Raw genomic sequence first — 22,480 nt, forward strand, 5'->3', positions numbered from 1 at the left:
CCTCGCCCTCGGTGACGCCTGCTCGAGCCTATGGGACAGGGTCGCCTGGAACAGGCTCGTCGCTCTCTGCTCTGAAGACCGGACGCCGAGTGGCTTCCTGGCGCCGACCTGGCGGAGCCGTCGTGTAGCGCCGGCCCGTGGGTGACGACCACTCGAGCGAACGTGCCGTGCGAGAGCGCACCGACCATCCGGAACCGTCGTGCTTGAGGTGGTGGTGTTTGGAGCACAGGTGATGTAGATTCCCCCGATCGGTTCCGCCCCCGTGCGCCCAATCGGTGGTGTGGTCGAGTTCACACCGTGCCGCCGCTCGTGTGCAATTCGGGAATCGGCAGGTCTCGTCGGCCAGGCGCAGTGCGAGTCTCATGTCGGTGGTGGGGCGATAGCGCGTGCGACCCACCGACAACGTCTCGCCCGTGTCGGGATCGGTGAGGATGCGCACGAAGCTCGGCGCACGTGCCGCGAGCCTGCGGGCGGTGGGGAGATCGATGGGGCCATGACCAGCGAGTTCTGCCGGGCCCCCGTCGTGGCCGAGCATACTCAACACCGGCACGGTGAGCACGACGGTCGGAACGACCGAATCAGCCGCCTCGAGGAGTTCGCTCTCGCCCGGATCGCCTGGATCGCCCAGACCACCCACATCGCCGGCAGGCTGTGGTGCTCTGTTCACCGCCGAAGGTGATCTGCGCAGCAGGAGCGCGGCGAGGGCGTCCGCTCTCAGCTGGGCGTGGGTGCGCGACTCTCCGGCCGACCGACGGGAACGCGCGATGCGATCGAGCCGATCATCGATGGCGACCGCCTCGACGGCGGGCAGATGGCAGACCAGCCAGGCCATCCCGTCGACTGCCGACTCGAGGCACACCGATCGGCCTTCGGCCGCCTGCGCGGCACGGATCTCGATGGACTCCGGATGCAGGGCCTCTCGTTCTCGCCGCGCGTGCTTGTCGAACTTGGCCGGAGTGGTGCTCTCGGCGACCGGTAGCACCCGACTCTCGAACGTCGCGCGCGCATCCTGAGGCAGGGAGACGGCATGCTCCACCATCGACTGCGCGTGCCGGTAGTCGATGGTTCCCGACGACAACGCGGCGAGCGTTGCCGGGAGATGGGACACGAGGGTCTCAGCATCGTTCACGAGCCTCAGCACCGTGCCTTCGGAGGTCTTCGTCGCGCATCCGATCTCGGCGACCAGCGAGCGCATGGCGACGCCGGATGCGCCTGTGCCTGCCTGCTGGAGACGCAGAGCCGTCGCCTCGGCCAGCAGTCGGGCGCGCCTCGCCGTCGCGGCGGCGATGACCGAGGCGACCTCGACGAGCTCGTCGAGGATCGCATCCAACCTGCGCGCTGGTTCGTCGAGGGCGACTGCATTCATGAGCACAACTCAACACCATGCCACCGACATTCGCGGAATGACGGGGCGGAAGCCGGTTTCAGAGCTTCTCGAGCCTCGCCCGCGCGCCCAGGAAGAGGCCGTAGGCGATGAGGCCTACGCCCACACCGCAGAGCACGACGATGCCGAACGGCAGCGCGGCGAGCGCCTTGAGGGCGCCGTCGAGACCCGCAGCTTGCTCGGCGTCGTAGGTGACCGCCGCCACCACGAAGAGGATGCCCACCGCCACGAGGGCGACACCCTTGGCTGCGTACCCGACCACGCCGAGTGCGACGACCGCTCGTCCGGCGGCGCCTGACGGTACCCGGATGCGCTTGCGGAATCCCCGCCGCACCCCGATCACCACGAAGCCGACACCGGCGCCCGTGACACCGAGCCCAATCGCGACGAGCAGGAACACTCCTCCAGGCGTCTCGAGGAGGCGGGCGCTGAGGGTGCGACTCGAGTCCGACGAACTCGTGGAGCCGCCGAGCGCGAACACCAGCGCGGTGCCGCCCAGCGCGAAGTACACGATCGCGCGGCCCAGTTCTGCAGCGCGCCTGCCCCACTTCTTCTTTGCATCCGGATCGCTCACGAGCACGGCCGTCACCACCTGCCAGAGGCCCAGCGCGACGAGCCCGACGACGGCGGCCCAGATGACCACCAGCCCACCGGGGGTCGCCGCGATCTGCTTCAGTGCGCCCGACTGATCGGCCTCGCCGCCGCGACCACCGGCCACGGCGATGCCGATCGCGATGCCGCCGATGAGGATGTGGAGGAGACCGTTCACGGCGAATCCGCTGCGTGCGAGCGCGTGGAAGACGCGGCTGTCGCTCACGTCTCGCGCTGCACTTTTCGGATCGGGCATTCCTTCAGCGTGCCACTGCTGTGCACAACCCGCATTCCCCTCCACAAGTAGCCGCTACTCAGCCCGCCCAGGAACCGACGCCCCCATAGAATTGGCGGGTCATGAGCGCTACAGCATCCCACCCCTTCTCCAACGCCTCCGGGCCCGACGTGCGCGTTCGGTTCTGCCCGTCGCCCACCGGCACCCCCCACGTCGGTCTCGTGCGCACAGCCCTGTTCAACTGGGCCTACGCGCGGCACACCGGCGGCAAGCTCGTCTTCCGCATCGAAGACACGGATGCGGCCAGGGACTCCGAGGAGAGCTACGAGCAGATCATCGACGCGCTCACCTGGCTCGGTCTGGACTGGGACGAGGGGGTGAATGTCGGCGGTCCGCACGCGCCCTACCGGCAGTCGCAGCGCACCGAGATCTACCGCGACGTGATCGCCCGGCTGGTCGAGTCGGGTCACGTCTACGAGAGCTATTCGACCGCCGAGGAGATCGACGCCCGCAACGAGGCCGCGGGCCGCGCGAAGCAGCTGGGCTACGACAACTTCGACCGCACCCTCTCCGACGAGCAGCGTGCGGCGTTCCGTGCCGAGGGCCGCGAGCCCGCCCTGCGGCTGCGCGTGCCCGACACCGATCTCTCGTTCGACGATCTCGTGCGTGGCGAGATCACCTTCCCCGCCGGGTCGTTCACCGACTTCGTGGTCGTGCGCCCGAACGGGCACCCGCTCTACACGCTCGTGAACCCGGTCGACGACGCGATCATGGGCATCACGCACGTGCTGCGCGGCGAAGACCTGCTCTCGTCGACGCCCAGGCAGATTGCGCTGTACCACGCGCTCATCGACATCGGCCTCACCACCTTCGTGCCGCGCTTCGGTCATCTTCCTTACGTCATGGGTGAGGGCAACAAGAAGCTCTCCAAGCGCGACCCCGAGTCGAATCTCTTCCACCACCGAGACCGCGGCTTCATCCCCGAGGGCCTCGTGAACTACCTCGCGCTCCTCGGCTGGTCGCTGGCGGCCGACCGCGACGTGTTCACCCTCGACGAGATGGTGGCGGCGTTCGACGTGGTCGACGTGCTGCCCAACCCGGCGCGCTTCGACCTCAAGAAGGCCGAGTCGATCGACGGCGACCACATCCGGCTGCTCGACGTGAGCGATTTCGCGTCGAGGCTGGTGCCGTACCTGCAGGCGGCGGGGGTCGTGGGTGAGTCGCTCAGCGAGTCTGAGTCGGCCGTGCTCGCGGCGGTGGCGCCCCTCGTGCAGACCCGGATGGCCCTGCTCGGCGAGGCCCCCGACCTCCTGGCCTCGTTCTTCGTCACCGCCGAGGCGCTCGAGTACGCTCCGGATGCGCTGGGCTCGCTCACCGAGAACGCCGGCCTCGTGCTGACGGCCGCGATCGGCGCGCTCGAGGAGGTGCCGGTGTCGGAGTGGACGACGGAGTCGATTCAGGGGTCGCTCGCCTCGGCGCTCATCGAGGGACTCGGGCTGAAGCCGCGAGTGGCCTACGGGCCGCTGCGGGTGGCGCTCTCGGGCCGACGCATCTCTCCGCCGCTGTTCGAGTCGATGGAGATCCTCGGCAAGGCCGAGACGGTCGCCCGCCTCGATCGCCTGGTGAACACCCTGTGAGCGAGCACTACGACGTCGTGATCGTCGGCGGTGGCCCCGCGGGGCTGTCCGCGGGGCTGAACCTCGTCCGCGCTCGCCGGAGGGTGCTCATCCTCGACAGCAACCGGCCGCGACACTCGGCCACCCTCGTCTCGCACGGGTTCCTCACGCGGGACGGTGTGTCGCCGCTCGAGTTGCGAGGTCTGGGGCGCGAGGAGTTCGCGGCGTACGAGACGGCGGAGTTCCATCAGGGTCTCGTGTCGTCTCTCCGGCGGATCGACGGTGCTCACGACGATGGCGGCGACCCGGACCCAGGGAGCGACGACACCGCGACAGTATCCGGCGACGTTTCTGCGGAGGCCAGATTCGCACTCTCCGCGCGGGGCGTGCGGGGCTCGGCCGATCGTGAGGTCACCGCCCGCGTGGTGGTGCTGGCGAGCGGGCTCGCGGAGACCCTCCCCGCGCTGCCGAGCATCCGCGCCTACTACGGCACGAGCCTTCACAGCTGCATCGAGTGCGACGCCTTCGAGAAGAGCGACGGAGCGCTGGCCCTCATCGGCTCGACACCCGACCTCGCCGAGCGGGCGCTGTTCGTCTCGCAGGTGACCGACGATCTCATCGTCTTCACCGGAGGGGCCGAGGTCGTCACCGCGGAAGAAGAGGCGGGACTCGCGGCGCGCGGGATCGCCGTGGAACGGCGTGAGATCTCCGACGTGGTGGGAGACCGCTCGGGTCTCACCGGAGTGGTGCTCGCCGACGGCACGGTCGTCGAGCGCACGGGTGGATTCGTGCGGCCGTCGTGGTCGGTTCCGCTCGGATTTGCCGAGTCGCTGGCCGGCGAGCTGGTGCTCGACAGCAACGGTTACGTGGTCGTCGGCGACGGCGGAGCGACCGAGGTGGAGGGCTTGTTCGCGGTCGGCGACCTCACGACACCAGGACCGCAACAGCTCATCGTCGCTGCGGGTGCGGGCGCGCGAACGGCCGCCGCGGTGAACAGGCATCTGCTCGGAGCTCTGGCCTAGGCCGGCTGCGCAGCACATCGGGGTTGCATGCCTGAATGGCGGGGTGGAAGGCCGGCTGAAGGGCCGCTGAGCGGCAGACGAGGAGCCGACGAGTGGCAGGTGAACGGCCAGGTGGACCGCGGCTGAGCGATCAGCCGACACGAGAAGCGTAGGCTCGAAACATGGCACCCGCAGACCTCTTCGGCATGGAGGGCGCCATCCAAGGGGCCGGTGCCTGGGGCCTCCTGCTCGTGTGCGCCATCGTGTTCGCCGAGACCGGCCTGCTCATCGGGTTCTTCCTGCCCGGAGACACCCTGCTGTTCTTCACCGGGCTCCTCACCTACACGGGCGCCATCCCCGTTCCGATCGCGCTCGTGGTGCTGGCGGTCAGCGCGGCGGCCTTCCTCGGTGACCAGCTCGGCTTCGTCATCGGCCGACGCGCAGGCCCCGGGATCTTCGAGCGCCGCGACAGCGGCTTCTTCAGCCGCAAGAACGTCGAGCGCACCCAGGCCTTCTTCACGCGATTCGGCGGATGGGCGGTCACGCTCGCACGCTTCGTCGCCGTGGTGCGCACCTTCGCGCCCGTCGCGGCGGGTGTGGGCAAGATGCGGTACACCCACTTCGTGGGGTTCAACGCGCTCGGCGCGGTGATCTGGTCGGCCGGGCTTCTGCTCGTCGGGTATGCCCTCGGCTCCGTTCCCGCCGTCGCATCGGTGGTCGAGCAGTACCTCGAGTGGGTGCTCATCGGCCTCGTGGTCGTGACGGTCGGCTCGGCGCTGGTGACGTTCCTCCGGCAACGCCGCCGCGCTCGCGGCGAGACTCCGACCAACCCCGACGCCACGACCGACCCCGACCCCGACCCCGACGCCGCGACCGATCCACACGCCTGACTCCCGGAGGATCATCCTCCGCAACGCCTGCGGCAGGAGTAGGTTCCTGGGCAGACGGTCGACGAGGGATCACCGGAGAGGATGCGCGTGGAGGCAGGACTGCACGAAATCTCGTGGATCGATGCCTCCGGAATCGGTCACGACGACGTGACGGTCACCCTCACACCCGACGGATGCGTCGCCGTCGGCCACGTCACCGCCTTCGAACCCGACCGCTACGAGGTGTACTACCGCGTGGAGTGCGATGCCCACTGGCGAACGCGTTATGTGAGCGTGGCCGAGACGCTCACCCGCCGCAGCATCGAACTCGACGTCTCGGCCGAGGGGCAGTGGATCGACGACCACGGCGACGTGCTCTCGGGGCTTCTCGGCGCCGCAGACGTCGACATCGCCGCGACGCCCTTCACGAACGCCCTGCCCGTGCACCGTCTCGACCTCGAGGTCGGTGAGTCGGCCGAGATCGTGACCGCCTGGATCGACGTTCCCGCCCTGCACGTGCACGCCGATCCCCAGCGATACACCCGGCTGGCACCGCTGCTGTACCGGTACGAGTCGCTCGACAGTGAGTTCGCACGCGACATCGTGGTCGACGACGAGGGTTTCGTCGTCGACTACCCCGGTCTCTTCCACCGGCTCAGGCCGGCGGAGAGCCCCGTGCGACCTCCCATCCCCCTCGACCCCGGTCGGCGTTCGGCGCCCGCCCGACGACGGCGGATCACGCCCCGTGAAGGCGGCTGACCTCGACACCGCCGCGCCGACGGGTATTCTGACCACGATGCCCGCCCGCTTCAACCACACGATCATCGCCTCGCGAGACGCCGCCGAGATGGCCGCCTTCTACCGTGACCTGCTCGAAGCCGAGGAGGCGCCGTCGTGGGGTCCTTTTCTCAACCTCCAGATCGCCGACGGCGTCTTGCTGCAGTTCGCCGCCCCACCGATCGACTTCCCGCCTCAGCACTACGCCTACCTCGTCGATGACGATCACTTCGAGCGGGCGTACGCCGCCATCGTCGACCGGGGCCAGGAGCACTGGGCCGACCCCCAGCGCACCCGGCCGGGCGAGACCAACTCCGAGCACGGCGGCCGTGGGGTGTATCTGCTCGACCCGTCGGGACACTACCTCGAGCTCATCACCCGGCCGTACCTGTGACGAGCCGGCGAGCTCTGGCTCGCGGAGCCGATCGCGGCGCTCCGCACCGGTACCGGGGTGCTTTTGGTGGGAGCGCCGCGATAGGTTAGAGTATTCGACGGCCCACGCTCCGGTGGGGGCTGGTGGGGTATGGTGTAATTGGCAACACGGCTGATTCTGGTTCAGTTGTTCTTGGTTCGAGTCCAGGTACCCCAGCAAGCGAAGGCCCTCTCCGGAGGGCCTTTTTTGCTGCGCGCGGCGACGCTGGCGGGCAACTCGTGATGGGCTGCGCACCATTCGCTCATTTCCACTAGAGTGTGACTCTAGCGAAATGGGGGCGGATGCATGGCGGACGACGAGAAGGCCTTGGCGACCGGGGCGACGAGGCGGACGGTACTAGGAGCCGTGTGGGCGGTGCCCGTGGTGCTCGCCGCGGCAAGCGCGCCGGCCGCCGCGGCCAGTGGAGGCGAGACGAACCCGCTGGGTGTGGCGGCGAACCCATCGTCGGCGTTCATCCGCCGAGGGTCGTCGTCACTCAGCGCGCCCGTCCAGGTGACGGTGAGCAACAACACCGGCCGCGCCACCCAGGGACCGGTGACGGTCAGTGTTCCTTACCAGTCCGACACCGACGACGTCTCCGTCGGCTCGTTCGACGTCGGCGCCGCGTGGGCACTCTCGGCCGGGGACGGTCTCGCCACGCTGGTCAGCACCGATCCCCTCGCCGACGGCGACAGCATCGCGTTCTCGTGCAGGTTCGGATCCGCGAGCGGACTCGGCTTCGCCACCGTGGTGGGCGTGGTGCAGTTCTCGATCGCGGCTCCCGGCGCTCGCACGGCCACGCTCGCCGTGCAGGTGATCTCGGTGCCGCAGAGCTGAGCACGCGCCACCATCGCCTCATACAGCGGCATGCATGCCGCATGATGGTGTCACGTGCGACCACCGGGGGAAGGCGGCGATGTGACCGACAAGCGCAGCTTTCTGCTGGCGGTCTGCGCTGCCGTCGTGTCGTGTTCGGGGTGGTTCCTGGCCGCGCGGATGGTGCGATCGCGGGCGGAGGGCTGGGCTGCGGCGGAGACAGCGGTGCTCGTCGCCGGGATCGTGGTCGCTGTTCCCGTCCTGATGGTGTTGGTGTCTGCCGTGATGTCCGTCGCCGGTGGCTGGACCGCGCGGGCGCGCCGACTCGCGAGTGCCCACGACTGGCAGATCCTCGTGGCAGTGCACCGCACCGGCCGACTCGCCGACGAGCTACGGCGCACCGTGCACCCGCCGGTGCGGCACGACCTCCCGTGGGCGCTCACGCTCGCGGCCGACGACCGCCACCTCGTGTTCTTCTCCGGTCGCGCGGAGCCCGTCGCTCAACTGGTGTTCCCCTGGAGCGATGTCGTGGACGTCCGCACGGTCACGACGTGGAACGGAGCTCTGCGCACCCACTCGCTCCGGTTCGTCGTGCGGTGGGGTGCGACGACGATGCAGGTGGAGTCGGCCGTGCTCGGCGGGTGGCCGCTGTCGGTCTGGCCGCTCGGAGCCGAGCGGGTCGAGGTTCTGAGGGGCGAGATCGTCGCGCTGCGGTCGAACCACGTGCGGGTGTGATGACTGCCTCGCGGCGGTGTGGAGCGCCAGCGCCCGTCGGGGTGGACGCTACTGCCGCGAGGCGGCGCGTCGGCGTAGCAGCACGAGACCGGCGCCGGCGAGGAGCGCGAGCGCGGCCGCACCGGCGCCCAGCGCCAGCGGGCCGGCGGCGGCGCCGGTGGCGGCCAGCGCGGCCGGCTGAGTTCCGGCGTCGGACGCCGGGCTGGTCGACGGGGTGGGCGTGGGGCTCGGTGTCGGCACCTCGGCGGCCACCACGATCACCTGCACGGACGACGTGCCCCCGTCTTCGGCCGTCGCGGTGAGGGTCGCGGCGCCGGGAGCCGTCTCCGACGGAACGGTGACGGATGCGCGGAACGTCCCGTCCGCATCCGTCGTCACGGTCTCGGGTGCCCCGCCCGCGAACGACGCCGACAGCGCCACAGGCGCGCCCGGGTCGTAGCCCGCCCCCGTCACCTCGACGGCGGTCCCCGCCGTGACCGACGACGCATCCGACGCCGACGCGAGCGACCCCGTCGCCGCCGACAGCACGAAGGTGGCCGGGGCGGCCGGCATCGGGTCGTCCCAGGTGTTGTGCTGGATGTACTCGTCGAGGTACGGCGCACGGCCACCGTCGGCGGGCACGTCGGCGGTGGTGGGTTCCACGGCCAGCGACACCGTGCCGCTCGTGACCGTCACCCGCTCGCCGCTCGGCTGAGGCACCCAGAAGCCCCAGTCGATGGAGTCGAAGGTCACGCCGAGCGCGTGGCCGGGCGCGAGGGTCCAGTCCATGCCGAGCAGGCCGAAGCTCGTCACGCCGTCGGCGGAGAGCTTCGAGACGCTGCTGTTGATCGTGACGGCCGTGCGGTCGGGCGCCACGTCCCACAGCTGCACCGCCACGTTGCCGGTGCCCTCGGTGTGCAGCTCGACGGTCGGGGTGCCCGTGAGGCGCACCTCGGTGCGCACGGGGGCCGAGATGGTGAGGTTGCCGAGCGCCTGGTCGTTGGTGAGCGGGCCCTCGTCCTCGGCGGCGCCGGGGTCGGTGGAGTCGGGATCGGTCGCGTCGTCGGCGAGCACGAGCAGAGGGTTCGGGCTCGGCTCGGGCGTGCCGGGGTCGGGGTCGGTGACCGTTCCGCGGCCGGTGTCGAGGTAGGAGCCTGGCCGCAGCGCGACCGAGACGTCCTTGGTGGCGGTGCCCCACGCATCCTGAGCCCGCCAGTGGCCGAAGTTGTCCTGGATGTAGGCGTACGAGTCGAGCTCGGTCGTCTTCGACACCAGGTGGTCGTCGTAGAAGTCGATCACCTCGTCGAACCAGGTGCTGCGGCCCATCTGCAGCACGCCGTCGCCGTCGCGCTCGTTGCCGCGCACGTGGTCCCACGGGCCGAGCCACGAGCGCACCTCGCCGGTGTGGTTGTCGAGGTACTCCTGCATGCTCTCGGGCTTGGTGTTCTGCTCGGTGAGGCCCTGGGTGAAGACGAGCGGGATGCTCGAGCCGCCCACGTTGGCCGGCAGGTCGCGCACGCTCCAGAAGGCGCTCGTGCGGTCGGTCTCCTTGGTCTCGCTCATGAGGGTGGTGGCGCACTCGGGGTGCGTCTTCTCGTAGGCGGCGTTGGTGAGGTAGGTGTCGGTGTCGGGTGCGATGTCGTAGCCGTCCTTCTGGTACGACCGGTCGACACCGGGCAGGTTCGCGATGTCGAGGTAGGCCTGGGGGCTCGCCACCTGCTGGGGCCGCGGCACGTCGTTGGTGACGAGGTAGTCGTAGCCGCTCCACGACGGCTCCTGGGCGACGACGGCCTTGAGGCCCTCGGGCTGCTCGTTGATGCCGATGAGGCCGGTGGAGGCGTCGTACGACTTGCCGTACAGTCCGACGGCGCCCGTCGACCACGACTGCTGCGCCGCCCACTCGACCGCGGCCACCACGTCGGCCTGCTCGCCGGGGCCCTGCCAGTCGATGCATCCGGTGCTGCCGCCGAAGCCGCGCAGGTCGACGTAGACGAAGGTGTAGCCGCGCTCCATGAGGCCGGCGCCCTCGATGAGGTCGGTGAAGCGGGCCGAGGGGCCGGTGTGCTTGGGGTGGGTGTCCTCGTTCATGCCGGAGTGCGAGAAGTACGGGCCGATCGACATGATCACGGGGGTCTGCGCGTCGGCGGCGAGACCCTCGGGGCGCAGCACGTCGGCGTGGAGGGTGACGGGGTCGCCGTTGGAGGAGGCGACGGGGGAGGGGAAGTAGTGCTCCGTCCAGGCGGCGCCCTCGGGCACGGAGGGGTTCTCGGCGTGGGTGGTGCCGTCGGCGACGGAGGCGACGGATGCGGGTGTCGCGGGGGCTGTGGTGGTGACGGATGCGGCCATCGCCGGTGTCGCGCTGAACGCCCCCGCGATCACTACCAGTGCGACGGTCGCCGTCGCCGCGCGCCGGAATACGGTCACGATGCCCCCTGGGTGCTGGGCGAGCGCGTCGCGACTCGCATCCTGTTACCTGCACCCCGAGCCTATCGGTGCGGCGCACCCCCACCCGTACCCGGCGCAGCCCACCCGCACCCGGCGCGGCTCAGGAGCGGTCGTGCAGGGTGACGTGGTAGCCGTCGGGGTCGGCGAAGGTGAAGGTGCGGCCGAACGGGCCGTCGATCGGGGCCGACACGATGCGGTGCCCGTCGGCCGCGAGCGCGTCGTGGACGGCCTGCACGTCGGTCGCGTGCATCCACAGCGCCGTGCCCACACCGGGCTGCTCGACGGCGTCGAGGTCGGTGCCCGGCACCAGGTCGCGGAGCGCGAAGGCGATGGGCGCGGTCGTGAACACCACGGCGTGCGGGGGCCCGGCGGGCGAGCGGACGAGACCGAGGTAGTGCTCGTAGAACGCCTGCGAGGCGCTGAGGTCGCGCACCTGGAGGGAGAGGAAGTCGGGGCCGGTGACGGGCATGGATGCTCCTTGCAATCTGTGTCAGTTAGCTGACACCCACAACACTATGTCAGAATACTGACATGAGTCAAGACGGCATCGATCTCGACACCTCCCTGGGCTACCTCCTCAAGGAGGCCTCCAGCGCCCTGCGCGCCGCGATGGAGGAGGTGCTCAAGCCGCTCGGCATGACCATCACCCACTACTCCTGCCTCGAACTCCTCGCCCAGCGGCCTGGCCTGTCGAACTCCGAGCTCGCACGCGGAGCCTTCGTCACCCGACAGTCGATGAACGTGCTGCTGCAGTCGCTCGAGCGCGACGGCTTCGTCACCCGCCCCGCCGAGGCCCCGGTCGGCAAGGCGCTGCCCGCCCGGCTCACTCCCGCGGGCCGTTCCAGCCTCGAGCGGGCCACCGCCGCCGTGCGCTCGGTCGAACTCCGGATGCTCGCGGGGCTGGGCGAGGCGGACCGCACGGCCGCCCTCCGCATCCTGCGCAGCATGGTCACCGCTCTTCGCGCGCCGCTGCCGGAGGCCGGTCACTGACACCGAGATCGCCCCGGATCCGCCGCGTGCGGAGCAGGCCCGCCGCACCGATGCCGAACCATACGAGGTTGAGCGCCGCCGACGGCCAGGCGCCGGCGTAGGCCGTGTTGAGCAGCAGCGCGAGCCCGCCGACGAGGTTCATCGCCTGGTAGAGGGCTCCGGATGCGCGGAGCCGGCGAGCGGTGAGAAGGGCGTAGGCGAGCAGCAGCAGGATGGTGCCGCACCATCCGATGATGCTGATGAGAACGTCCATCGCTTGCCCCTTTCGCCGGTCTCGACCAGACTTGCATTCAGATGAGCTTCAGAGGTAGTTCGATCTCGTGAAGCAGGAGTGAAGGTGGGCTTCATGGAACTCGATGTCCGACGACTCATGACCCTGCGGGCCGTGCGCGACTGCGGGGGCGTGCTCGCCGCATCCGCCGCCCTCCACATCAGTCCCTCTGCGGTGTCGCAGCAGCTCGCGAAGCTCGAGCGCGAGACCGGGCTCCGCCTCGTCGACCGCTCGACCTCCGGCCGGGCGCGGCTCACGGTGGCGGGCACGCGATTGTGCGAGCGGGCCGACGCGATCGCCGCCGAGCTCCGCGACGCCCGGGAAGACCTGCGCGAACTCGCCGGTGAGCGGCAGCGCACCGTGACCGTCGGGGCCTTCCCGTCGGTCGTCGACGCCCTCGCGGTGCCCGCCGCCCGGCTCCTGCGCGAGTCGGAGCATCCCGTTCACCTGCGCGTGACGGAGTCGCGGGGCGACCTCGCGGCCACCCACGCGGCGCTGCTGGCCGGAACCCTCGACCTCGCCCTCGTCAAGCACGGCGACGATACGCTGCCCGACGGCATCGCCGAGACCCTGGTGTGCGACGACCCGTATCGCATAGTCATCCCCGCCGACTGGCCGCGGCCGGCCACGGCGGCCGAGCTGATGGACGTGCCCTGGGTGGGACACCCCGAAGGCTCGCCGGGCCGCGAGCCGCTGGCCAGGCTCGAAGCCGCCGAAGGGGCGACCTTGCGCGTCGAGCACGAGTGCACCGAGTACACGGTGGCGCTGGCGCTCGTGCGAGCGGGTCTCGCGGCGGCCGTCCTCCCGGCGCTCGCGCTGCCGCACGGGCGCGAGGAGGGGGTCGCGATGCTCGAGATCGGCCATCTCGGACACCGCCGCATCGCCGCCCGCACCGCCGCCGGCCGGATCTCTGCGGCGGTGGCGACGGCCACGGATGCGCTGCGGCGGGTCGCGGGAGAGGCCCGCGCGACGGCGTCGGGCTAGGGCGAGCGCCCGGGTGGGCAGGGTGGGTGGAGCCTGGTCGCCCTCGACGGCGAGCGTCGATGGCCTCAGGATGGGGGCATGGGCGCCACCATCTCATCCGCATCCGGTTCCCTGCCGCGCCCACCGGTGGAGCGGTTCAGCATCGGGGCGCTGGGGCACGACGAGGGCCTGCAGGTCATCACCGAGGCGGCGCACCGGAGTCTGGTGCCGTTCGACCTCGCCACCGTCGACGCCGCGGAGCCCGTGGTCTTCGACCTCGCGTCACGTGGTTTCGGAGAGTTCGGCATGGCCGACATGACGATCCGCAACGTGGTGAGCGAGCGCACCGAGAAGCTCGCCCGCGACCAGTCCGAGCCCCAGTTGTCGCTGATGGTGCTCCACGGAGCGGCACGTCTCGAGCAGGGCGGCCGGCAGCTGCGCGGGCGCGACGGGTCGATCTGCGCCACGTGGAGCATCCGCCCCTGGCGCACCGCGGTGAGCGCGCGAGCGGAGCTGAGCTCCCTCACGCTGTCTCTCGACCGCGTGGGGCTGCCGAACCGGCTGCTCGGCGGTCTCGTCGGACGAGACCTCGGAACGGCTCCACTGGCGCCGGTGCTGCGCGCGCACCTCGCAGCGCTCGCCGCCCTGCCCGCACTTGATCGCCAGGCGGACGCCGCGGTGACCGAACCCACCGCAGCGCTCGTGCGCGCCCTGCTGGCCACCGCCGCGGGCGACGACGCGGTGGGCCGGGGCGCGCTGCGCGAGACGCTCGGGATGCGCGTGATGCAGCACTTGCGATCGAACGTCACCGATCCCGAGCTCTCGGCCGAATCGATCGCGACGAGGTTCAGCATCTCCCGCCGCACCCTCTACCTCGTGCTTGCCGAGCTCGACGTGCCGCTCGGCGAGTGGGTGCGCACCGAGCGCCTCCGGAGGGCCGCTGCCGCCCTGCACGATCCCGCCTGCGCCGATCTCGGGGTGAGCGCCGTCGCCCGGCGATGCGGGTTCACCGAGCACTCCACCTTCTCGCGCGCGTTCCGCACCCGCTACGGAGTGACCCCCAGCGAGTGGAGGGCCGCGGCCGCGGACTCGGTGCACAGTGGGCACAGCGCCTTGCACGACGGGTCAACGACAGGGGTCGCCGCCCGTCGATAGCGTCCTCCTGAACCGTCACCGACACCCAGGGGGAGATTATGCGATCCGTCGTCACCGAGCGCGAGACAGCGGCCGTCGAACGGGCCAACGACTCGGGCCGCCCGCCCGTCGTGTTCGTGCACGGGCTGTGGTTGCTGGCCTCGAGCTGGCAGCGGTGGTGCGAGCTGTACGAGCGCAACGGCTTCGTCGCGGTCGCGCCCGGCTGGCCCGACGACCCGGCGACGGTGGAGGAGGCGCTCGCCGACCCCGAGGTGTTCGCCCACAAGATGGTGCAGGGGGTGACCGACCACTTCCTGGACTGCATCCGGGCGCTGGAGCGCCCTCCCGTCGTCATCGGTCACTCCTTCGGGGGACTGATCGCTCAGAAGATCGCGGGCGAAGGCGTCGCCGCCGCGACCGTGTCGATCGACGGCGCTCCCTTTCGCGGGGTGCTGCCGCTGCCGCCCGAATCGCTCAAGTCGGCCAGGCCGGTGCTGGGTGATCTCGGCAACCGCAAGCGCGCCGTCACGCTCACCTTCGAGCAGTTCCGCTTCGGATGGGCGAACCACCTCGACGAGGCCGAGGCGCGCGAACTCTACGAGACCTACCACGTGCCCGCGTCCGGCGCCCCGCTGTTCCAGGCCGCGACCGCGAACCTCAACCCCTTCACCGAGGCCAAGGCCGACTACCGCACACCGGCCAGGGGCCCGCTGCTCATCATCGCCGGCGTGGGCGACAACACGGCGCCGCCGGCCATCCAGAAGGCGGCCTTCGCGCGCCAGGCGAAGAACCCGGGGGTCACCGAATACGTCGAGATTCCCGACCGTGGGCACTCGCTCGTGATCGACCACGGCTAGGAGGAGGTGGCGCAGGTGTCGCTCGACTTCGCGCAACGCTTCACCGCGCCGGCCGCGCCCACCGCGCCGCCCGCACCCGCGGGGGCGTGAGGGTTTCCCACCTTTTCCTTGACCCCCGAGCGCGCGGATTCGTACCGTGGTCGCGCCGCCGACGCCCGGCGGCCGAACCCCGGGAGCTTCGATGAAGAAACGCATTCCCCTCCTCGCCGCGCTGCTCGCGCTCGTCGCGGCCCTGATCGTGGCACCGGCCGTGCCGCAGGCGGCCGTCGCCGCCACGCCCACGACCGTCGCCACCCTGCCGCTCGTGCCGGGCACCGGCGCCGACCCCGACATCCACACCTACAACGGCAAGTACTACATGCTCTACAACGGCGACCACTCCGGCGCCGAGGTGCGGATGCGCGTGGCCGCGAGCCTCTCGGGGCTGGCCGACGGCGCCGACATCAGCGTGTGGTCGCCGCCGCCGTCGATGCCCGACATCTGCTGCCGGGTGGGCTGGGGCGGCTACCTCTTCCCCTACGGCGGTCACTGGTACATCTACATGCAGGGCGACAACGGAAACCAGGCCCAGTCGCGCTCGTTCGTGGTGGAGAGCGCGACGAATGACCCGCTCAGCACCTACAGCTTCAAGGCCTACATCCCTGGTGTGGTCAACAACAACGGCTACGCCGCGGGGCCGGCGCTGGTGGGCAGCCAGCTCTACATGTTCCAGACCTACGGCGAACGCATCTGGGCGGCCAAGGCGAGTGATCCATGGACCCTCACGACCGGCTGGACCGAGATCAACGCCCCGGCGTCGTCGGGCTGGGAGTGCGCGGGCGGCCGGTGCTTCAACGAGGGGTCGAACATCCTCGTGCGCGGCACGAAGGTGTACAACATCTTCTCGGCCGGGGGTTACGAAGACCCGAACTACTGCGTGGGCATGATGACCGCGACGCTCGGCGCCGACCTCACCCTGCCGGGGTCGTGGACGGAGTCGCCCGGCTGCGTGATCAGCCGCAACGACGCCGTCGGCTCGTACGGGCCCGGCTCCATGACCTGGTTCAAGTCGCCCGACGGCACGCAGGACTGGGTGGCCTACCACGTGAAGACCACGACGGCGACGACCTTCGACGGCAACGACCGGCGACTCATGGCCAAGCAGGTGACCTGGTCGGGCGACACCCCCGTGTTCGGCTCGCCGCAGGCGGTCGGCAGCACGATCGCGCTGCCCTCAGGCGACCCCGGCACGGTGAACGCCGCGCCCGCGGTGACCTCGGCCGCGACCGACTCGCTCGCCCTGTTCACCCGCACCGGCGACGGGCAGGTGCGGCGCTCCACCTGGACGGTGAGCGGCGGGTGGAGCGGCTGGACCGCCATGGGCGACGGCGGGGTGCGCACGATCGCGAACCCCACCGCCCACTCCCACACCACGAACGTGATCGATCTCTACACCACCCGCCTCGACGGCTCGATCGCGCAGACCTGGACCACGGGAGGCGCCTGGTCGGCCTGGCAGACCCTCGGCACCCCCTCGGGTGGGGCCACCTCGGCGCCCTCGGCCTCCACCTGGGGGATCGACCGCCAGAACGTGTACGTGCGGGGCACCGGGCTCAATCCCTCGACGAACGAGCTGTCGGGCCGCATCTACGAGCGCTGGTGGTCGTCGGGCACCGGATGGTCGGGGTGGCGCGACCTCGGAGCGCCGACGGGAGGGGCCCTCTCGGCACCCGCCGCGGTCTCGCGCACCTTCGACCGCACCGACGTGTTCGTGCGCACCGCCGGCAACACCATCGCGGTCACCCGCTGGGACGGCGCGAACTGGAGCTCGTGGCAGAACCTGGGTTCGGCCGGCGGTGGCATCGTCTCCAACCTGTCCGCGGCCGACTGGGGCGCCGACCGCATCCACGTCTACGGCACCGCGCGAGACGGCAACGTCTACGAGCGCTACTGGACGACGGCGGGCGGCTGGAGCACCTGGCAGAGCCTCGGCGCCCCGAGCGGCGGTGCCGCTTCGTCGCCGGGAGTCGTCTCGCGGGCGAACGACCTCATCGACGTGTTCGTGCGCGACGGCAGCGGCGACATCCACCGCAAGACCTGGAACGGCACGAGCTGGTCGGGCTGGTCGGCGATCACGACCCCGTGACGGTCGTCGCCCGCACCACCAGGCGGGCGGGCACGAGCTCTGTGCCCGCCCGCTGACCGGCCCCGGCCCACGCCTCGGTCAGCAGCTCCGCGGCACGTTCGCCGATGCCCGCCAGATTGAGATCGACGGAGGTGACCGCGGGGCTCGCGTGCGCGGCCAGCTCCTCCCAGTTGTCGTGGCCCACGACCGCCACGTCGAGCGGGATGCGCCGGCCCCGCGCGAGGAGGGCGTCGACCGCCCCGCGGGCGATCTGATCGCTGCCGCAGAGCACGGCGTCGAGACCGGTGCCGCGATCGAGCAGGCGGTGCACCGCCGCCCGGCCCCACTCCTCCGACCAGGCACCGAACACCGGAGGGGCGGCGGCCTCGAGACCCGCCGAGGCGAGCGCCGCCACCGCCCCGTCGGCCCGGCGGAGCGCGGCCGCGTAGCGCGGGTCGCCGCCGACGATCACGACCCTCCTCCGGCCGAGCGCGAGCACGTGACGGGCGGCCAGGGCGCCGGCCGCGTGGTCGTCACCGGCCACCGAGACGTCGCGGGGATCGCGCGACGGGCTGAGCGCGTAGACGACCGGAACCGGCGGGGGAGTCGCGAGCGGAGGGCGAGGATCGCCGCGGTGCCCCACCACGATCAGGCCGTCGACCCCGCGGGCGAGCAGCGCGCGCAGGTGGTGCTGCTCGCGCGCGAGGTCGCCCCGGGTGTCGCAGAGCAGCACCGAGAGGTGATCGGGACCGAGCGCATCCTCGACCCCGGTGAGGATGGGGAGGGCGAACCGCCCGCCGGGGTCGTCGGTGAGGAGGCCCACGGTGCCGCTCCGCGGGCGCAGCGCGGCCTGCAGCACCGGCCCCGCCACGCTGAAGCGCAGCGCCGCGGCGGCTTCCTGCACGCGCTGCCGGGTGGCCGGGCGCATCGACCCGCGCCCGTTCAGGGCTTTCGACGCGGTGCCGATCGACACCTGCGCCAGTCGGGCGACGTCGCCCAGTGTGCTGGGTTTGGCGACCATGGCTCCCCGTCGGGCGACCGCTCTCCGCCGGCCGGCAGCGGGCCTCAGCCGCGCCCCGCCGGAGCGCGACCCGGCACGGTGGAGCCCCGCACGACGAGGCGCACGGGCTGCTGGCGCACGCCCGCACCGATGTCGGCGCCGTCGATTCCCTCGAAGATGCGCTGGGCGGCGAGCCGGCCGAGGTCTTGCAGCTGGGCGTCGACGGTGGTGAGACCCGGGCGGGAACCCGTGGCGATCACCTCCCAGTTGTCGTAGCCGATGACCGAGAGGTCGTCGGGCACCTCGCGCCCCAGCTCGCGCGCGGTGTCGAGCACGCCGCGCGCGATCTGGTCGGAGCCGGCGAAGATGCCGTCCACGTCGGGATGCCGGCCGAGCAGCATGGCGGTGGCGGAGCGGCCCCACTGCTCCGACCACTCCGAGAACACCGGGTCGGCCACGAAGTCGAGCCCGGCGTCGCGCAGGGCCGCCCGGGCACCCGCGGCCCTCCCGTGGGCCGCGGTGTAGGCGGGGTCGCCCGAGATGTGGGCGATGCGGGTGCGGCCGCAGGCCAGTAGGTGCTCGACGGCGATGCGGCCGCCCATGAACTCGTCGGGGGCGAGCGAGAGGTCGTCGGGGTTCTCGGAGGGGGCGTTGACGTAGACCACCGGAACCGGGATGTCGTGCGCCAGCGAGCTGCGGGGGTTGGTGCTCGCCCCCACCACGATGATGCCGTCGACGCGGCGATTGAGGAGGGCGCGCAGCTGATGCTGCTCGCGGATGGCGTCTCCCCGGGCGTCGCAGAGGAAGACGTCGACCCGGCCGTTCACGAAGGCGTTCTCGGCGCCGGTGAGGATGGGGATCATGAAGCGGCCCTCGAGGTCGCCCGTGAGCAGACCCACGGTTCCGCTGAGGCGGGTGTTGAGGCCCTTGGCCATGGGATTCGCGCGGAACGACATGGCCTCGGCGATCGCGAGCACGCGCCGGCGCGTCTCGGCTGCCACGTCGTCTTTGCCGTTGAGCGCCTTCGAGGCGGTGGCGATCGACACCCCGGCCTCGCGCGCCACATCGCTCAGGGTGACCACCGCATCCACTGGTGCCATCTGCCGACCTCCTTTCGTAAACGCTATCGGAATCGGCGCTTGACGGAAGCCTATTCCCGCCCATAACCTACCGAAAGGGGTTTCGAAAGACTTTCAGACCTCGCCAATCCCAGCACCGGTCCTCGGGATTGCTCAACGACGAGCCAAGGAGATCACCATGCACAGCCTGCACCGCCGACGACCGCGCATCCGCGCCGCCGTCGCTCTCGCCACCGCCGCCGTGGTCGCGGCCACCCTCGCCGCCTGTGCCCCGGGGAGTGGCGGGACGGCCCCGGCCGACGCCGACATCCCCGCCGAGGGGATCGACGACGGCTCCACCCTCACGCTCTGGACCCGAGCCCCGTTGCAGGCCCAGGCCGAGCTGCTCGTCGACGCCTACAACGCCTCGCACGAGAACCAGGTCGAGCTCACCATCGTGGCCAACGACGACTACGTGGCCAAGGTGGGCGCGGCCGCCGGCTCGGGACAGCTGCCCGACCTGTTCGCCGCCGACATCGCCTACGTGCCCAACTTCGTGAGCCAGGGGATGTATCAGGACATCGCGCCGCTGATCGACCAGCTCGACTACAAGGACGAGATCAACCAGGCGCACATCGCCGCCGGCACCTACGAGGGCGACCCCTACGTGGTGCCGTTCGTGATGGACCTCTCGATGATGCTCTGGAACAAGGAGCTGTTCGCCGAGGCGGGACTCGACCCCGAGGTGGCACCGGCCACACTGCAGGAGTTCGCCGACGCGGCCAAGGCCATCCAGGCGCTCGGCAAGCCGGGTGTCTCGGGCACGGCCGCCGGCCTCAACTGCGGCGGCTGCCTCATGTTCACCTGGATGCCGATGGTCTGGGCCTCCGGCAGCGAGGTGATGAACGCCGAGGGCACCGAGTCGCTGCTCGACAACGAGGCCTCGCAGGAGGTGTTCGCGATCTGGAAAGACCTCTACGACTCCGGGGCGCTCGCCGAGGGCTCGGCCGACGAGACCGGCGCCACCTGGGTGGCGGGTTTCCAGGAGGGCAAGGTGGGCATCATGCCCTACCCGGCCACCCTGCTGCCGTCGCTCGAGTTCGACGCGGGTCTCGCGGGCATCCCGGGCATCGACGGCGGCGCCTCCACCTTCGTGGGCGGCGACGGCATCGGCATCTCGAAGGACTCGAAGCTCACCGGCCAGGCCTGGAACTTCTTGAGCTGGCTGCTCTCGGAGGACACGCAGGTCGAGGTGCTCGCCAAGGGCGGCAACGCGGTCTCGCGCTCCGACCTCGCCGACAACGAGTACGCCGCGGCCGACCCGCGCCTGGTGACGGTGAACGAGGTGGCGGCCGAAGGACAGCTGCCGATCGCCATCAACTCGCAGCAGGCGTTCAACTCACCCGGCAGCCCGTGGCTCACGCTCGTGCGCAACGCCGTGCTCGGCGACGGCACGACGATCGTGGAGGACAACGCCGAGATCACCGCGGTGCTCGACCAGTGACGACAGTCCTGAAGAGCACGGCGGTCAAGCGTGGCGGCGCCCCCGGGCGCCGCCACGCGGTCGGCTGGCTCTACGCCGCCCCGACCGCCCTGTTCGTGCTGACTCTGTTCATCGTTCCGCTCGTGCTCGTGCTGCAGATGTCGGCCTCCGACTGGCCGCTGCTGCGCGGCAACCAGGGCTGGAACTTCCCCGACAACTTCGTGGAGGCCTTCGACCACCGCCTGTTCTGGCAGGCCGTCGGCTTCACCGTCCTCTACGCGGCGATCGTGACCGTGCTGCTGCTCGGGCTCGGACTCGGCCTCGCGCTGCTGGTGCAGGAGGCCACGCGCTGGAAGAGCCTCCTGCGCACCGCCATCCTGGTGCCGAGCGCCCTCGGTCTCGCCTCGGCCGCCCTGTTGTTCTACGTGCTGTACTCGCCGCAGGCCGGTCCGTTCGCCTGGCTCATGGAGGCCACCGGCACCACCTTCCTCGGCACCCCGACGGGGGCCCTGTTCTCCACCGTGTTCCTCATGGTGTGGCGCTTCACCGGGTTCTACATGCTGCTCATGCTGGTGGGCCTGAACGGCATCCCCGAGGAGGTCTACGAGGCCGGCCGCATCGACGGCGCGTCGCGCTGGCAGAACTTCAGGTACATCACCCTGCCGCTGTTGCGGCCCACCATCGCGCTGTGCCTCGTGCTCTCGATCACCGGCGGGCTGCTCGCCTTCGAGCAGTTCTACATCCTCACCGCCGGCGGGCCCGACAACAGCACCATGACCGTGGTGCAGCTCATCTACGGCGTGGCTTTCCGCGGCCAGAACGACCTCGGCCTCGCCGGAGCGCTCTCGGTGCTCGCCCTGCTCGCGCTCGTGGCCATCAACGCCGCGCAGCTGCGGGCGTTCCGCCGCCCGAAGGAGGAGAACTGATGGCCACGGCCCGGCGCAACCCCCTGCTCACGGGGGTCTTCCTCGCCCTCACCGGCGTCTTGGGCGCGGTGTTCCTCTACCCCCTGGTGTGGACGGCGATCACCTCGTTCAGCCCACGGCCCGGCACCGGCCAGTCGGAGGGCTGGGGCATCGGCAACTACACGGCGCTCGCCGAGTTCCAGGCCGGCCTCTGGACCTACCTCGCGAACTCGTTCATCGTGTCGCTCATCACGGTGGCGCTCACGCTGGTGGTGTCGATCCTCGGCGGCTACGCCTTCGCGCGGTTCCGCTTCCGCGGCCGCAACGTGCTCTTCATGGCCACGCTCGCCATCCTCATGGTGCCCTACGCGACCCTGCTCATCCCGCTCTACGTCATCCTCAACTCGGTCGGCCTGCAGAACTCGCTGCTCGGGGTGGGGCTCGTGCTCACCATGTTCCAGCTGCCGTTCTCGGTGTTCATGATGCGCATCTCGTTCGAGTCGGTGCCGCCCGAGCTCGACGAGGCGGCGCTGGTGGACGGATGCTCGACCTTCAGCACGCTCTGGCGGGTGCTGCTGCCGGCGGTGAAGCCCGGCATCATCACGGTGGGGCTGTTCGCCTTCCTGGCGGCGTGGAACGACTTCTTCGCCCCGCTCATCCTGCTCAACGACGCCTCGCGCATGACGCTGCCGCTCGCGGTGGCGAACATGCGCAGCCAGGTGATGGGCGTGATCGACTACGGGGCCACCTCGGCGGGCGTGGTGGTGCTGGCGGTGCCGTGCATCCTGCTGTTCCTCGTGCTGCAGCGGCACTACATCCGCGGGTTCATGTCGGGAGCGTTCAAGGGATGAGCGG

Annotated in this window: 22 protein-coding genes and 1 tRNA gene; 16 read left to right on the plus strand and 7 right to left on the minus strand. The window is 70.8% G+C overall.

All coding sequences use genetic code 11. The features are described 5' to 3' along the window. Positions 1 to 28: 28 nt before the first annotated feature. Both N1031_RS13460 and N1031_RS13465 read right to left on the minus strand, forming a co-directional pair. A complete protein-coding gene (locus tag N1031_RS13460; RefSeq protein ID WP_259480210.1) occupies positions 29 to 1,366 on the minus strand; it encodes an HNH endonuclease signature motif containing protein in 1,338 nt (445 codons plus the stop codon). Positions 1,367 to 1,424: 58 nt separating this feature from the next. Beyond that, complete coding sequence (locus tag N1031_RS13465; RefSeq protein ID WP_259480211.1) at positions 1,425 to 2,231, minus strand: DUF1206 domain-containing protein; 807 nt, start codon at positions 2,229 to 2,231, stop codon at positions 1,425 to 1,427. A gap of 101 nt (positions 2,232 to 2,332) precedes the next feature. Between N1031_RS13465 and gltX the strand changes: the two genes are divergently transcribed. The 8 genes from gltX (at position 2,333) to N1031_RS13505 (ending at position 8,436) form a co-directional block, all read left to right on the plus strand. Further along, entirely contained in the window at positions 2,333 to 3,847 is a 1,515-nt protein-coding gene (gene gltX / locus N1031_RS13470) for a glutamate--tRNA ligase (RefSeq protein ID WP_259480212.1), read from the plus strand. Continuing rightward, a complete protein-coding gene (locus N1031_RS13475; RefSeq protein ID WP_259480213.1) occupies positions 3,844 to 4,848 on the plus strand; it encodes an NAD(P)/FAD-dependent oxidoreductase in 1,005 nt (334 codons plus the stop codon). The genes gltX and N1031_RS13475 overlap by 4 nt, the downstream gene beginning before the upstream one ends. Before the next feature lie 161 nt (positions 4,849 to 5,009). Then, a complete protein-coding gene (locus N1031_RS13480; RefSeq protein WP_310795696.1) occupies positions 5,010 to 5,717 on the plus strand; it encodes a DedA family protein in 708 nt (235 codons plus the stop codon). 87 nt (positions 5,718 to 5,804) lie between these two features. Then, on the plus strand, positions 5,805 to 6,455 hold the full coding sequence (locus tag N1031_RS13485) for a putative glycolipid-binding domain-containing protein (protein ID WP_259480214.1): 651 nt from the start codon (positions 5,805 to 5,807) through the stop codon (positions 6,453 to 6,455). Then, positions 6,442 to 6,867 (plus strand): VOC family protein, encoded by a 426-nt coding sequence (locus tag N1031_RS13490; protein ID WP_310795697.1) that lies wholly within the window; start codon positions 6,442 to 6,444, stop codon positions 6,865 to 6,867. The genes N1031_RS13485 and N1031_RS13490 overlap by 14 nt, the downstream gene beginning before the upstream one ends. A gap of 123 nt (positions 6,868 to 6,990) precedes the next feature. After that, positions 6,991 to 7,062, plus strand: a tRNA-Gln gene (locus N1031_RS13495). A 129-nt stretch (positions 7,063 to 7,191) separates the two neighbouring features. Beyond that, positions 7,192 to 7,722: a hypothetical protein gene (locus N1031_RS13500; protein ID WP_259480215.1), complete on the plus strand. Its 531-nt coding sequence runs from the start codon at positions 7,192 to 7,194 to the stop codon at positions 7,720 to 7,722. A gap of 81 nt (positions 7,723 to 7,803) precedes the next feature. After that, on the plus strand, positions 7,804 to 8,436 hold the full coding sequence (locus N1031_RS13505; protein ID WP_259480216.1) for a hypothetical protein: 633 nt from the start codon (positions 7,804 to 7,806) through the stop codon (positions 8,434 to 8,436). Positions 8,437 to 8,484: 48 nt separating this feature from the next. Here the strand turns inward: N1031_RS13505 and N1031_RS13510 are convergent, their stop codons facing one another. Both N1031_RS13510 and N1031_RS13515 read right to left on the minus strand, forming a co-directional pair. Beyond that, entirely contained in the window at positions 8,485 to 10,839 is a 2,355-nt protein-coding gene (locus tag N1031_RS13510) for a CocE/NonD family hydrolase (protein ID WP_259480217.1), read from the minus strand. Between the two features lie 121 nt (positions 10,840 to 10,960). Then, a complete protein-coding gene (locus tag N1031_RS13515) occupies positions 10,961 to 11,329 on the minus strand; it encodes a VOC family protein (protein WP_259480218.1) in 369 nt (122 codons plus the stop codon). 62 nt (positions 11,330 to 11,391) lie between these two features. On the opposite strand from N1031_RS13515, the gene N1031_RS13520 reads away from it, so the two are divergent. Next, positions 11,392 to 11,850 carry a MarR family winged helix-turn-helix transcriptional regulator gene (locus N1031_RS13520; RefSeq protein ID WP_259480219.1) on the plus strand — a complete coding sequence of 153 codons (459 nt, stop codon included), beginning with the start codon at positions 11,392 to 11,394 and terminating at the stop codon, positions 11,848 to 11,850. Here N1031_RS13520 and N1031_RS13525 read toward each other — a convergent pair. Further along, the gene (locus tag N1031_RS13525) at positions 11,810 to 12,103 is read right to left on the minus strand and encodes a CBU_0592 family membrane protein (RefSeq protein WP_259480220.1); all 294 of its coding nucleotides are present in this window, start codon (positions 12,101 to 12,103) and stop codon (positions 11,810 to 11,812) included. The two genes, N1031_RS13520 and N1031_RS13525, sit on opposite strands and share 41 nt — an antisense overlap. 93 nt (positions 12,104 to 12,196) lie before the next feature. Between N1031_RS13525 and N1031_RS13530 the strand changes: the two genes are divergently transcribed. The 4 genes from N1031_RS13530 to N1031_RS13545 all read left to right on the plus strand — a co-directional run bounded on the left by N1031_RS13530 (position 12,197) and on the right by N1031_RS13545 (position 17,200). Beyond that, complete coding sequence (locus N1031_RS13530) at positions 12,197 to 13,105, plus strand: LysR family transcriptional regulator (RefSeq protein WP_259480221.1); 909 nt, start codon at positions 12,197 to 12,199, stop codon at positions 13,103 to 13,105. Positions 13,106 to 13,183: 78 nt separating this feature from the next. Further along, complete coding sequence (locus tag N1031_RS13535; protein ID WP_259480222.1) at positions 13,184 to 14,239, plus strand: helix-turn-helix transcriptional regulator; 1,056 nt, start codon at positions 13,184 to 13,186, stop codon at positions 14,237 to 14,239. Positions 14,240 to 14,277: 38 nt separating this feature from the next. Further along, the gene (locus N1031_RS13540; protein ID WP_259480223.1) at positions 14,278 to 15,075 is read left to right on the plus strand and encodes an alpha/beta hydrolase; all 798 of its coding nucleotides are present in this window, start codon (positions 14,278 to 14,280) and stop codon (positions 15,073 to 15,075) included. A gap of 181 nt (positions 15,076 to 15,256) precedes the next feature. After that, the gene (locus N1031_RS13545) at positions 15,257 to 17,200 is read left to right on the plus strand and encodes a family 43 glycosylhydrolase (RefSeq protein WP_259480224.1); all 1,944 of its coding nucleotides are present in this window, start codon (positions 15,257 to 15,259) and stop codon (positions 17,198 to 17,200) included. Here the strand turns inward: N1031_RS13545 and N1031_RS13550 are convergent. Both N1031_RS13550 and N1031_RS13555 read right to left on the minus strand, forming a co-directional pair. Then, on the minus strand, positions 17,187 to 18,200 hold the full coding sequence (locus N1031_RS13550) for a LacI family DNA-binding transcriptional regulator (protein ID WP_259480225.1): 1,014 nt from the start codon (positions 18,198 to 18,200) through the stop codon (positions 17,187 to 17,189). The genes N1031_RS13545 and N1031_RS13550 overlap by 14 nt on opposite strands. 44 nt (positions 18,201 to 18,244) lie before the next feature. Next, a complete protein-coding gene (locus N1031_RS13555) occupies positions 18,245 to 19,279 on the minus strand; it encodes a LacI family DNA-binding transcriptional regulator (RefSeq protein WP_259480226.1) in 1,035 nt (344 codons plus the stop codon). A gap of 157 nt (positions 19,280 to 19,436) precedes the next feature. Between N1031_RS13555 and N1031_RS13560 the strand changes: the two genes are divergently transcribed. Genes N1031_RS13560 through N1031_RS13570 form a run of 3 tightly spaced genes read left to right on the plus strand, consistent with a single transcriptional unit; the run spans position 19,437 to position 22,476 of the window. Further along, positions 19,437 to 20,741 (plus strand): ABC transporter substrate-binding protein, encoded by a 1,305-nt coding sequence (locus N1031_RS13560; RefSeq protein ID WP_259480227.1) that lies wholly within the window; start codon positions 19,437 to 19,439, stop codon positions 20,739 to 20,741. Next, positions 20,738 to 21,646: a carbohydrate ABC transporter permease gene (locus tag N1031_RS13565; RefSeq protein WP_259480228.1), complete on the plus strand. Its 909-nt coding sequence runs from the start codon at positions 20,738 to 20,740 to the stop codon at positions 21,644 to 21,646. The genes N1031_RS13560 and N1031_RS13565 overlap by 4 nt, the downstream gene beginning before the upstream one ends. Then, positions 21,646 to 22,476: a carbohydrate ABC transporter permease gene (locus tag N1031_RS13570; RefSeq protein WP_259480229.1), complete on the plus strand. Its 831-nt coding sequence runs from the start codon at positions 21,646 to 21,648 to the stop codon at positions 22,474 to 22,476. Before N1031_RS13565 ends, N1031_RS13570 begins: the two co-directional genes overlap by 1 nt. Positions 22,477 to 22,480: the final 4 nt, after the last annotated feature.

This window comes from Herbiconiux moechotypicola (assembly GCF_024979255.1).
Lineage (GTDB): Bacteria > Actinomycetota > Actinomycetes > Actinomycetales > Microbacteriaceae > Herbiconiux > Herbiconiux moechotypicola.